The sequence below is a fragment of the Bacillus sp. RZ2MS9 genome (assembly GCF_001816185.2).
GTDB lineage: Bacteria > Bacillota > Bacilli > Bacillales > Bacillaceae_G > Bacillus_A > Bacillus_A cereus.
Genome location: NZ_CP049978.1, coordinates 1,907,690 through 1,919,723 on the forward strand (window position 1 = coordinate 1,907,690; position 12,034 = coordinate 1,919,723).

A 12,034-nucleotide genomic window follows, 5' to 3' on the forward strand; every position below is an offset into this window, starting at 1 on the left:
AATAATCATTGCTGTATATGAATAAATATACCTTTTACCTTGACTATATAAAGGAATTGTTGTTAAGGTTAAATGTGAGTGTATAAAAGGTTTGCTAAAGGAGTTTTGAAATGAATCGGTTAAAATGGGGAAGGATGACAGTCCTATTAGTTATTATTTTAGGGATATGTTGGTTCTTATTCCAAGGAAATCAAAAGAGCATAGCGAATGTAGAGGGACAACCTTTGCAAGTGGCAGAACTACCTAAAGCAGGATTTACTGAAAAAGTAGTCCCGCCAAAGTACATCCCACCAGAAATTAACGCAAAAGCAGCTATGATTATCGATGCGAGTGATGGAGATATTATTTATCAATATAATGAAAATGAAGCTTTTGCACCGGCTAGTATGTCTAAGATGATGACAGCGTATCTCTTACTAGAGAGTATACATAACGGGAAAGTTCGCTGGGAAGATCCAGTAAAAATGAGTGCGAAGGCGGCACAAACAGAAGGAGCGAGAATCCCAGTACAAGTTAATGACACATTAACTGTTAAAGATTTATATCATGCATTAATGATTGAGTCAGCTAATAATTCGGCTGTGGCTTTAGCAGAACATATGGCAAAATCGGAGAAAGATTTCGTTCAGCTTATGGATGCAAAAGCGAAACAGTTAAAAATGTCGGAACATGCTAAATTTGCAAATGCTTCTGGATTACAAGAGCCAGATGGAAGTGAAACAAAAATGACGGCTGGTGATGTAGCACAATTGGCGTATCATCTTATAAAAGATTATCCGGAAATATTAGAAGTGACTCACTTACGCCAAAGTCAGCTAGCATTTAATAATATTAATGTTATAAGCACAAACGACATGTTAAACAAAAATAATAAAAGTTTATATATAGAAGGAATGGACGGACTAAAGACTGGATTTACAGATAGTGCAGGATACTGTTTTACTGGGACTGCAAAGCAAGGTGATAATCGAATTATTACAGTGGTCATGGGGACATCCAGTAAAACAAAACGTTTTACAGAGACAAATAAGTTAATGTCGTATGCATTTGGATTAGTTAATTAAGTAAGTAAAATACGAATCTAGATCGCTACATAAGTAAGACTGTTTGTTGTTACTAATTTTAGATAACAACAAACAGTCTTTTTATTTTAAAAAGGAAAAAGCTTCTAAATATAAGTGTTATTATTTGAGTTTGTTTGTTGCTGTGATATTATAAAGTTATAAGCTTATTAATAATAAGTTTGAGGGGCGTAATATGATATATACATATAAAATAGCCTCAATTGAAAATTGGAGGGAATTATGATGGCAAAAGATTTTTACTCAGCAATTGAAGACAGAAGATCTATTTATGCAATTAGTAAAGAGCAAGTAGTTTCTGATGAGAAAATTCAAGAAGTGATTTATCATGCTGTAAAACATACACCTTCAGCTTTTAATTCTCAAAGTGCTCGCGTTGTTGTTTTATTAGGAGAACAACATGATAAATTATGGGATATTACGAAAGAAACGTTACGAAAAATTGTACCTGAAAATAACTTTGCACCTACTGAAGAAAAAATGAATGCATTTAAAAGTGGTTATGGAACGGTTTTATATTTTGAAGACAGTGAAGTAGTGGAAAGCCTTCAAGCTAACTTTGCATTATATAAAGATAATTTCCCAACTTGGTCTCAGCAATCATCAGGAATGTTACAATTTGCAATTTGGACAGCTTTAGAAATTGAAGGGTTTGGTGCTACGTTACAGCATTACAATCCGCTAATTGATGAAGAAGTGAGAAAAGAGTGGGATGTTCCAGAGAATTGGAAACTTATTGCGCAAATGCCATTTGGTAAACCGGTAGTACATGCTGGTGAAAAAGAATTCCAACCGCTAGAGGACCGTGTGAAAATTTATAAATAATTTAAAAAGGTGAACAGGAATATAACCTGTTCACCTTTTTTATACGTAATAAGGGTTTTTTTGTCCTGCATTTTTTATCTGATTTTTTAATTCGTTTTTACGTGTTTCAATAGCTGATACTTTTTGTAATGTTATCATTGAAACGAATTGAATAAAAGCATAGTATAGCTCTATGTTTTTTTGTATTGGATCATCTATTATATTTCTCACAAATATGCCTCCTCTTTTTATTCCAATAAAACCCCGCATTAATGGGCAGCCCGAGTGGTGAGGGTTAATAATTAGCGGAGGATGTATAAAACCCTTCCTGATTAAAGTTTCATTTTATAAGGGAATGAAACTTTAATCAATTCGCTAAAATTCTTGTTTATTAAAATATGTATATAATACTATAAATATCCTATAAATTCCATTGTGGGAAAAAGAGAACAGTTGATATAGTGTGTGTTTTCTTTAAAGGAGAAATGGCTTTTGTGAAATAAATCTTACAATTCGTCAAATTATTTCAAAATTGTAGATAGTATAGAAATTTAGTTTTCTAAAAATATTATACTATTGATAAATAGAGTGATTTTTGTCATGATGAAAGTATACGTCATGTAAGGAGCTTTATAAGGAAATACATACTTGAGTTTGTATTAGGTTAATAGAGTTTTTTATAATAGATAGAAAAGGGATATTTTATATTAAAATATTAAATAGAATGTCGAATTTTCATGCGATATATAAGAAATTTGAAAAAAACATTGCAAAAACATTGTGTTTAATGATAAAGTTCACATGAAGTTCACACGGATTTCACTTTGTTCATTTAAAATGAACTCTGTGTGAAAAATAAAACTCTTGCTAAAAAATGGAACTGGATGAATATTTTACTTTGATAATATTGTAAAGTATTAAAGTTTTAGTTTTTTTTTAAGAGGATAGTAGGGAAAGGAAGTAAAGACAACTTATGAAAAAAGTAATTGCAGGTTTAGCAGCAGCTTCTGTAGCTGGCGTTGCAGTTCCAGGAATGGATTCTGCTCATGCACAAGTTTCAAATGAAGCGCTAAAAGAAATTAATGGACAAACTCAAACTCAAACTCAAACGACTGTAACTGAAACAAAAACTGTAGAAACAACTTCTGAATTAAAATACACAGTAACTGCTGATGTATTAAATGTTCGTTCAGGTGCTGGTACAGGACATAACGTTATTTCTAAAGTAAAATCAGGCCAAGTGCTACAAGTAGTTGGACAAGAAAATGGTTGGTTCAAAGTAAACGTAAATGGTCAAACAGGTTATGTAAGTGGTGACTTCGTAACGACTGGTGGCAAAACAGGAACGACTGTTCAACAAGGAACAGGTACTTACACAGTAAACGTTTCTTCACTTAACGTACGTACAGGCCCAAGTACATCTCATACAGTATTAGGTTCTGTAAACAAAGGTAAAACAGTACAAGTTGTAGGTGAAGTACAAGATTGGTTTAAAATCAACTTCAATGGTGGAACTGGATACGTAAGCAAAGACTTCGTAACAAAAGGTGGTTCTGCTGTATCTAACGAAACACAACAACCAACTACAAACAACAATACTACAACAGTTCAAACTGGTGGTTCTTATGTTGTTAACACTGGTGCTTTAAAAGTACGTACAGGCCCAGCTACATACAACGCTGTAATCGGTGGAGTAACAAATGGTAAAGTATTAAACGTTACTGGTGCTGAAAATGGCTGGTACAAAATTAACCATAACGGCCGCACAGGTTACGTAAGTGCAGACTTCGTTAAGTTTGTAAAAGGCGGAGTAAACAACGTTACAAATAACAATAATGTTACAAATAACGTTCAACAACCAGGTAAAGACGTACAAAAACCAACAACAGGTGGAGATACATCTTCAATCGCTGGATTCGCTAGATCTTTAGAGGGTAAACCATACAGAACTGCTGGTACAACACCTGCTGGTTTTGACTGCAGTGGTTTTATTTACTATGTATTAAATAAAACAGGTCACAACATAGAGCGCACAAATGTTAAGGGATATTGGGCTCAGTTAACAAAAACTAACAATCCACAACCAGGAGATTTAGTATACTTTAGCAATACTACAGAAGCTGGTGGTTTAACTCATATGGGAGTTTATTTAGGAAATGGTAAGTTTATTAGTGCGGAAACAACTTCAACAGGTGTGAAAATTAGTTCAGTAAATAATTCATACTGGAGCAAACATCTAACTGGTTACACAAAAGCATACTAAGAAAAAGTAGTTTTATATACTTTTCGTATAGAGAAAAGGCTTTCCAAGGAAACTTGGGAAGCCTTTTTATAGTTGAATAAATTGGAAGTTCAATAGTTTTTATTTTAACTTTCCATTTAAAAATCGATCATATAAGTCATGGAAATAGTTAGGACGAAATAAGTTCGCTGCATGTCCCGCTAACGGTATTTCCTTATATAGAACGTTAGGCAAAATAGATTTCAAATCAAATAGACAAGATTTATAGAGATGATCATGCTCTCCCATTACCCATAGTATAGGGTGAGGAAGTGATTTTAATTTAGATTTTAAATCGAATTCTAATCGATGTCGTAATGACTGGGCAATTATGGATGAATGTAATTGTAATCCGAAACGGTAGTAAATATTTCTTGAAATGACTGCGAACGGATTTGCTTTTAGTATACCACTTGGAAAAATAGTATTTGCGTATTGAGAGAGCCATTTAGAGTATTCATCTCCTCGCTTCTCCCAAAAATTTTGAAATACATTATATAAACGAGAAGGGTTATTGTAATGTCCTCCAATATGACAAATACTTAATACTTTTTCTGGATGCATTTGCGCAAAAATTGTAGAGATGTAACAGCCGTAACTTAGCGCACAAATATGAGCTTTTTTAATACCTTCTTGTTCATATAAGTTTAATAATTGATCTACGAGGCGCTGTAATGAAAAGTCGATTGCTTCACCTTTATCATCACCGTGACCTAATAAGTCATAAGTTATAATGTTGTAGGAGGCGGAAAATCGTTTTTGCTCTTTTTTGAAGGCGCGACGATTACCAACTAATCCATGAATAAAAATAATTGTTTCCTTTTCAGAATGTATATTTGTTTGCAAAAAGGATACTCCTTTCACTAACTGGAGATTTATATCGTGTTTTAAATTATTTATCTATAATTTACATAGAATAATATTAAGTACCAGGTAATAATATCAGATGTTTATATCTGTTGTAAAGATGAGTTTTTATGTATATTTTGTAAAAATAGAAAAAGTGTGTTTACATTCAGTTTACATTTGTATCGTATTCTAATTTTAGAAAGAACAGTTTTGTTTAATATGAGGAGATGAACAGGAATGGAAGTTAGAAATGAAATAAAGAAAAAAGGGAGTTGGAGGCAGTTTTTACGCCTTATTCAAGATACAAATCCTCCGAAAGGAATTTTAGTTTTTGCGTTGTTAATGAGTTTGCTTTCTACGGGAGCGAGTTTATTTATTCCTATGCTGACAAAAGGATTAGTAGATAATTTTTCGCTTTCTTCAATTAGTGCAGGACAAATTGTTGGGTTAATTGCTTTCTTTGTAATGCAAACTATTGCGGCAGGGTTGTCTATATATTTACTAAATTATATTGGGCAGAAGATTGTAGCGGGACTAAGAGAACGTTTGTGGAAAAAGGTACTTATCTTGCCGGTATCTTATTACGATCAAAATAGAACAGGTGATACGATTAGCCGTATGACGAATGATACAGGTGTTGTGAAAACGTTAATTTCTGAGCATTTGTCAAACTTATTAACAGGTGGTATTTCAATTGTTGGATCGTTAATTGTATTATTTGTTTTAGATTGGAAAATGACTGCGTTACTTTTAACGGTTATTCCGTTGTCTGTGTTAATTTTAGTTCCACTTGGACGAAAAATGTATAAGATTTCAAAAGCGCTTCAAGATGAAACTGCATCTTTTACAAGTGTGTTAACGCAAGTGTTATCAGAAATTCGTTTAGTGAAATCTTCAAATACAGAAAAGAGAGAATATGAAACGGGTAATACAGGTATACAAAAGTTATTACAATTTGGTTTGAAAGAAGGAAAAGTGCAAGCATTAATTTCGCCAGTTATGTCGTTTGTTTTAATGGCACTACTTGTTATTATCGTAGGGTATGGCGGGATGCGAGTTTCTAGCGGTGCATTAACAACCGGTGAACTTGTAGCGTTTATTTTGTATTTAGTTCAAATTGTAATGCCAATGAGTCAATTATCTATGTTCTTTACACAATTCCAAAAGGCAATTGGTGCAACGGAAAGAATTAGTACGATTTTAGAATATGAAGTAGAAGATCATGAAACTGGTGTGAAAGTGACAAATGCTAAGCAACCGATCGTTCTTGAAAATGTACATTTTGAGTATAACGAAGAAGAGCAAGTTTTGAAAAATATTGATTTCACAATTGAATCTGGAAAAGTGACAGCGATTGTAGGACCAAGTGGTAGTGGGAAAACAACGTTATTCTCATTACTGGAACGTTTTTATGAGCCAACTAGTGGCGCCATTAAATTAGGGGAAGAATCAATTACGAGTTATTCATTACAGTCATGGCGACGTCAAATCGGTTACGTATCACAAGATAGTCCGTTAATTGATGGAACAATTCGTGATAATATTTGTTATGGCGTCGAGGGCGAAGTAACGGATGAAGAAATTGAAAAAGTAGCAGCAATGGCATATGTTGATGCATTTATTCATGACTTACCAAACGGTTATGCAACAGAAGTTGGAGAACGCGGTGTGAAGCTTTCTGGGGGACAAAGACAGCGAATTGCCATTGCCCGAGCGTTACTTCGAAATCCGCAAATTCTTATGCTAGATGAGGCGACTTCAAGCTTAGATAGTAAATCTGAGTCTGTCGTTCAAAAAGCGTTAAATAACTTAATGAAAGGCAGAACAACGTTAGTGATTGCGCATAGACTTTCTACTGTTGTAGATGCAGATAAAATTGTCTTTATTGAAAAAGGGAATCTTACAGGTAGTGGTACGCATGATGAATTATTACAGACGCATGATATGTATCGTGAGTTTGCAACGCAGCAATTGAAAATTAAAGAGGGTGCATTATAAAATGAATCATCAGCGGGAAGTTTACTCCACTGATGATTCATTTTTAAACAATATATTAGATGCTAAGTAGAAAGGAAATGGTTCCTTTGATACCTAAAATTTTAATAGTAGATGACGATCCACACATTAGAGAACTCGTTTCTGTATTTTTAGAACGAGAAGGTTTTCAAACATATGAGGCAATTGATGGAGTAGATGCACTTCAGAAAATAGATGACGTAAAAGTCGATATGGTTATTCTTGATATCATGATGCCAAATATGGATGGATTTGATGTATGTTTTGAATTAAGAAAATACTATGATATCCCGGTTCTGATGCTAACTGCCAAAGGGGAAACATCACAAAAAGTAAAAGGATTTCACCTTGGGACAGATGATTATCTTGTAAAACCATTTGACCCTATAGAATTAGTAGTGAGAGTAAAGGCATTATTGAAACGTTACCAAATTACAGTTTCCCAATCGATTCAAGTTGGAAATGTATTATTAAATCGTAAAACATTCGAAGTTACATCTGGAGAACAAACGGTTACATTACCGTTAAAAGAATTTGAGCTGCTCTTTACTTTAGGGTCTAAATCGGGAAGAACTTGTTCGAGAGAGCAATTAATTGAAGAAATATGGGGATATGATTTTGAAGGGAATGAACGTACATTAGACGTTCATATTAATCGGTTACGTGAGAAGTTTCAAGAAGAGCAGTCGAAATTTAGTATTAAAACAATAAGAGGATTAGGGTATCGCTTAGAGGTAAGTAAATGAGAAAAAGAAAACGAATGAGTAAGTTGAAGATGCTGAAAGTATTTGGAGCGGTATTAGCGCTCTTTTCTTTTCTTACTATAATTTGGTCTATCGCATTTTATGTAGCAACTAGTATATTGAATGCTTTTGACGTAAACGTATCGCCGTTTGTTGCTTTTCTAATTAGTGATATGGTCGGTTTTGTCTTTATTATTCTTATTTGGACATTGATTGGAATATTAATGAGACCAAAACGAGAGGCGATGATTTGGACTATTATTGAACCGATACAAAAAATTGCAAAAGGAGACTTCTCCGTAAAAATAAGAAATGAAGAAAAGTATGATGGTGAAATTGGCGTGCTCGTAAAAAGTATAAATGATATGACAGATGAACTGAATACGATGGAGAAAATGAGACAAGAGTTTGTATCGAATGTTTCTCATGAAATACAGTCACCGTTAACTTCTATAAAAGGATTTGCTAGAGCACTACAAGACGATAATCTTTCGGAGGAAAAAAGAAAGCATTATCTTACCATTATTGAAACTGAAACAACGAGATTATCTAAACTAAGTCAAAATTTACTAAAGCTAACTCTTTTAGAATCAGAAGAGTATACACCAGAAAGAGTGAGCTATCGATTAGATCAACAATTAAAGCAAATTGTGTTAAATAGTGAACCACTCTGGGCTGAAAAAGAAATTGAGTTAGAACTAGATTTAGAAAAAGTATATGTTATTGCTGACCAAGAAAGTATGAGTCAAGTGTGGATTAATTTAATTCATAATAGTATTAAATTTACTCCAAGCGGTGGTACGATTACTATTCAGTTAAAGGAACATGAGACAGTAGTGGAAGTGCGTATCCGTGATTCAGGAATTGGTATATCAGAAGAACAGAAACAACATATTTTTGAGCGTTTTTATAAAGCGGATTCTTCACGAAATCGTGCCTATGGAGGAAGTGGCTTAGGTTTAGCTATTGTAAAGAAAGTACTCGACCTTCATCAAGGAGAGATAAAAGTGGAGAGTGAGGAAGGAAAAGGTACTGAATTTATTGTGCGTATGCCGAATCATGAAGAGAAATAGTGTTAGAAGGAGAACCTTCTAACACTATTTCTCTTTAAAAATGCATTTACCGTTACTGCAATTATATTGATAAGCTTTTCCTTCGCTTTTCATACTCATACACTCCCCTATGCTGGATTTGTTTTTATTTTACATGAATAATGGTAAAAAAATGAAACTTATAAATAAAAACTTTCTATAGTTACCTACAAGTAACCTACGCACATGAAAGTGCATCATTGCCTTTTTACATAAACATAGATACAATTTTAATATAATACATAACTGAGATGATTAAGGAGTGTTATACTTGGCAGAATTATTACAAGGTAAAAATGCTTTAATTACAGGAGCAGGTAGAGGGATTGGTCGCGCTGTAGCAATCGCATTAGCGAAAGAAGGCGTAAATGTAGGCTTATTAGCTCGTTCAGAAGAAAACTTAAAAGCTGTAGCAAAAGAAGTAGAAGCAGAAGGTGTAAAAGCTGTTATTGCAACTGCTGATGTTTCTTCATATGAAGAAGTGACGACTGCGATTGAAACGTTAAAAAATGGTTTAGGATCTATCGATATTTTAATTAATAACGCTGGTATTTCTAAATTCGGTAAGTTTTTAGAACTAGACGTTGCTGATTGGGAAAAAATCATTCAAGTAAACTTAATGGGGGTATACTATGCAACTCGCGCAGCTTTACCGAGCATGATTGAACAACAATCTGGTGATATCATTAACATTTCATCTACAGCAGGACAAAAAGGTGCACCTGTAACAAGTGCATATAGTGCTTCTAAATTTGGTGTCCTTGGTTTAACAGAATCGTTAGCGATGGAAGTTCGCAAACATAACATTCGTGTAACAGCTTTAACTCCAAGTACAGTAGCAACTGATATGGCTGTAGATTTAGGATTAACTGATGGAAACCCTGATAAAGTAATGCAAGCGGAAGATATTGCAGAATTTATCGTAGCGCAGCTGAAATTAAATAAACGTACATTTATTAAATCTGCTGGGCTTTGGTCTACTAATCCATAGGAATTAAATTTAACTTTAAAAGAAGGGATATCTATTCTGTAAGGGGTAGATGTCCTTTCTTTATTTTTTGTATTCGAGACAGAATTTTCGGTATAATTAAAAGTGAATGGTAGAAAGCATTGGGAAATTGAAAGGAATGGCAGTTGTAAAAGAGTGATGTAAGGAGGAAAAAGGGATGAAAAAGAAGTTTCAAAAATTATAACATGTATCGTGTATAACGAGATTAGCTCGTGGACCTCCAGTATACATAGCATTATATTGTATATTAAAAAATTGGAGGCTATAAATAGATGAGAACTGAAAAAGAAATGCTAGACGTAATTATAAATATAGCAAAAGAGGATGAAAGAATTCGAGCTGTCATCATGAATGGATCGCGTGTAAATCCAAATGTGAAAAGAGATTGTTTTCAAGACTATGATATTATGTATGTTGTAAATGATATACAATCTTTTACGTCTAATCATAATTGGGTTCATAGATTTGGAGAAATAATGATAGTACAAATGCCAGAAGAAATGTCGTTAGTTCAACCAGATGAAGATGGGAAGTTTCCATATTTAATGCAGTTCATGGATGGGAATCGGATTGATTTAACGCTAGTTCCAGTTGAGTTAATAAAAAAGTTCGTTGGACAAGATAGTTTAAGTAAACTGCTTCTTGATAAAGATAATTGTATGGAAGGATTCCCGCCAGCAAGCGATAAAGATTACTTAATAAAAAAGCCTACAGAAAAAGAGTTTTTAGATTGCTGTAATGAATTTTGGTGGTGTAGTACAAATGTGGCAAAAGGGTTATGGAGAGAGGAACTTTCTTATGCAAAAGGAATGCTTGAAGGACCAGTGCGAGATATGTTCATCGTAATGCTAGAATGGCATATTGGTATGAAAACAGACTTTACAGTTAATACAGGGAAGTTTGGAAAGCATTTCGAGCAATATATTGAAGAAGATATGTGGGAGCAATTTAAAAGGACATTTTCTAATGCTGAATATGAAAACATATGGGATTCATTCTTTGTCATGGGTGATTTATTTAGGGAAGTGGCGAACGAAATTGCTAACACGTATGAATATCAATATCCGCAAGATGATGATGAGAAAGTGACGAACTATTTAAAACATGTGAAAGCTTTGCCGAAAGATAGTACATCGATTTATTAATAATATAAAGCAGCAAGACTGTCCTAATTAAGGACAGTCTTATTTTTGTTTATGAATAACAATTTCTCTAACAAAGTGCAGATGAATCACATATGAAAATTTAGGGAGGTTTTTTATCATGTATTATTTTTATTCGCCACAAATGTTTACTCCATATCAATGGGGACTAGAACGAGATGTTTCGTATGCTTATATGCCATATAACTCATTTTATTATGGAGACTATATAAGTTCATTGCCATACGTATATACCCCTCAAAACTATGAAGTACAAATGAAAGCAGATGATCGTGGATCGTGGACACCATTTTCATGGGTTGAAAAATATGCGTACGCATTTTCAGGACCGTACAATAAAGCGGAAGTAGCTCTTACATTTGATGATGGACCAGATTCAGAATTCACGCCAAAAATTTTAGATAAGTTAAAACAACATAATGTAAAAGCGACTTTCTTCTTACTTGGTGAAAACGCAGAAAAATTTCCGAACGTAGTAAAGCGTATTGCGAATGAAGGGCATGTAATTGGTAATCATACGTATAGTCATCCGAACTTAGCGAAAGTAAATGAGGATGAGTACCGTAATCAAATTATAAAAACGGAAGAAATATTAAATCGTTTAGCTGGTTATGCACCGAAGTTTATACGTCCGCCATACGGTGAAATACTTGAAAATCAATTAAAATGGGCCACAGAGCAAAATTTTATGATTGTACAGTGGAGTGTTGATACGGTTGATTGGAAAGGTGTGAGTGCTGATACGATTACAAATAATGTGTTAGGGAATTCATTTCCTGGAAGTGTCATCCTCCAACATTCAACACCAGGTGGGCATTTACAAGGATCTGTAGATGCACTAGACAAAATCATTCCGCAGTTAAAAACGAAAGGGGCACGTTTTGTAACACTTCCAAGTATGTTCCAGACATCAAAAGAAAGAAAGTGAATGTGTTATAAATTAGGAAAATAAGGTTTATGTCGTATAATGAAAGTGTAAGTTAGGGGGGATATAAT

General features: G+C 33.8%; 11 protein-coding genes and 1 pseudogene. 9 read left to right on the forward strand and 3 right to left on the reverse strand.

The window, feature by feature from the left end; genetic code table 11:
• Positions 1–110: 110 nt before the first annotated feature.
• Both BHV55_RS09845 and BHV55_RS09850 read left to right on the forward strand, forming a co-directional pair.
• On the forward strand, positions 111–1,064 hold the full coding sequence (locus BHV55_RS09845) for a D-alanyl-D-alanine carboxypeptidase family protein (protein WP_001080871.1): 954 nt from the start codon (positions 111–113) through the stop codon (positions 1,062–1,064).
• A 240-nt stretch (positions 1,065–1,304) separates the two neighbouring features.
• On the forward strand, positions 1,305–1,907 hold the full coding sequence (locus tag BHV55_RS09850; RefSeq protein WP_001987122.1) for a nitroreductase family protein: 603 nt from the start codon (positions 1,305–1,307) through the stop codon (positions 1,905–1,907).
• A 39-nt stretch (positions 1,908–1,946) separates the two neighbouring features.
• On the opposite strand, the gene BHV55_RS09855 is transcribed toward BHV55_RS09850, so the two are convergent.
• On the reverse strand, positions 1,947–2,117 hold the full coding sequence (locus BHV55_RS09855; RefSeq protein WP_065223521.1) for a DNA mismatch repair protein MutT: 171 nt from the start codon (positions 2,115–2,117) through the stop codon (positions 1,947–1,949).
• Positions 2,118–2,859: 742 nt separating this feature from the next.
• Here BHV55_RS09855 and entFM point away from each other — a divergent pair.
• Positions 2,860–4,149 (forward strand): enterotoxin EntFM, encoded by a 1,290-nt coding sequence (entFM, locus tag BHV55_RS09860; RefSeq protein WP_070757548.1) that lies wholly within the window; start codon positions 2,860–2,862, stop codon positions 4,147–4,149.
• Between the two features lie 99 nt (positions 4,150–4,248).
• Here the strand turns inward: entFM and BHV55_RS09865 are convergent, their stop codons facing one another.
• Positions 4,249–5,013: an alpha/beta fold hydrolase gene (locus BHV55_RS09865; protein WP_001194306.1), complete on the reverse strand. Its 765-nt coding sequence runs from the start codon at positions 5,011–5,013 to the stop codon at positions 4,249–4,251.
• Between the two features lie 240 nt (positions 5,014–5,253).
• Here BHV55_RS09865 and BHV55_RS09870 point away from each other — a divergent pair, with 240 nt between their 5' ends.
• The 3 genes from BHV55_RS09870 (at position 5,254) to hitS (ending at position 8,848) form a co-directional block, all read left to right on the forward strand.
• Positions 5,254–7,014, forward strand: a complete 1,761-nt coding sequence (locus BHV55_RS09870; protein WP_000453861.1) for an ABC transporter ATP-binding protein — start codon at positions 5,254–5,256, stop codon at positions 7,012–7,014.
• 86 nt (positions 7,015–7,100) lie between these two features.
• A complete protein-coding gene (gene hitR / locus BHV55_RS09875; RefSeq protein ID WP_048568907.1) occupies positions 7,101–7,778 on the forward strand; it encodes an envelope stress response regulator transcription factor HitR in 678 nt (225 codons plus the stop codon).
• Positions 7,775–8,848 (forward strand): envelope stress sensor histidine kinase HitS, encoded by a 1,074-nt coding sequence (gene hitS / locus BHV55_RS09880; RefSeq protein ID WP_001231621.1) that lies wholly within the window; start codon positions 7,775–7,777, stop codon positions 8,846–8,848. Before hitR ends, hitS begins: the two co-directional genes overlap by 4 nt.
• Positions 8,849–8,872: 24 nt before the next feature.
• On the opposite strand, the pseudogene BHV55_RS27870 reads toward hitS, so the two are convergent.
• Positions 8,873–8,941 (reverse strand): annotated as a pseudogene (locus BHV55_RS27870) (DUF3139 domain-containing protein); the annotation flags it as partial.
• Between the two features lie 196 nt (positions 8,942–9,137).
• Between BHV55_RS27870 and BHV55_RS09885 the strand changes: the two are divergent.
• From BHV55_RS09885 to BHV55_RS09895, 3 genes are all read left to right on the forward strand, one after another.
• Positions 9,138–9,857 carry a 3-ketoacyl-ACP reductase gene (locus BHV55_RS09885; RefSeq protein WP_000818985.1) on the forward strand — a complete coding sequence of 240 codons (720 nt, stop codon included), beginning with the start codon at positions 9,138–9,140 and terminating at the stop codon, positions 9,855–9,857.
• A 290-nt stretch (positions 9,858–10,147) separates the two neighbouring features.
• Positions 10,148–11,020 (forward strand): aminoglycoside 6-adenylyltransferase, encoded by an 873-nt coding sequence (locus BHV55_RS09890; RefSeq protein WP_070757546.1) that lies wholly within the window; start codon positions 10,148–10,150, stop codon positions 11,018–11,020.
• 118 nt (positions 11,021–11,138) lie between these two features.
• The gene (locus BHV55_RS09895) at positions 11,139–11,966 is read left to right on the forward strand and encodes a peptidoglycan-N-acetylglucosamine deacetylase (RefSeq protein ID WP_048568910.1); all 828 of its coding nucleotides are present in this window, start codon (positions 11,139–11,141) and stop codon (positions 11,964–11,966) included.
• Positions 11,967–12,034: the final 68 nt, after the last annotated feature.

Bases quoted from the DNA above. Each gene is read 5' to 3' on its own strand.
- BHV55_RS09845 (WP_001080871.1), top strand. From the start codon at position 111: ATGAATCGGTTAAAATGGGGAAGGATGACAGTCCTATTAGTTATTATT.
- BHV55_RS09850 (WP_001987122.1), top strand. From the start codon at position 1,305: ATGATGGCAAAAGATTTTTACTCAGCAATTGAAGACAGAAGATCTATT.
- entFM (WP_070757548.1), top strand. From the start codon at position 2,860: ATGAAAAAAGTAATTGCAGGTTTAGCAGCAGCTTCTGTAGCTGGCGTT.
- BHV55_RS09870 (WP_000453861.1), top strand. From the start codon at position 5,254: ATGGAAGTTAGAAATGAAATAAAGAAAAAAGGGAGTTGGAGGCAGTTT.
- hitS (WP_001231621.1), top strand. From the start codon at position 7,775: ATGAGAAAAAGAAAACGAATGAGTAAGTTGAAGATGCTGAAAGTATTT.
- BHV55_RS09890 (WP_070757546.1), top strand. From the start codon at position 10,148: ATGAGAACTGAAAAAGAAATGCTAGACGTAATTATAAATATAGCAAAA.
- BHV55_RS09895 (WP_048568910.1), top strand. From the start codon at position 11,139: ATGTATTATTTTTATTCGCCACAAATGTTTACTCCATATCAATGGGGA.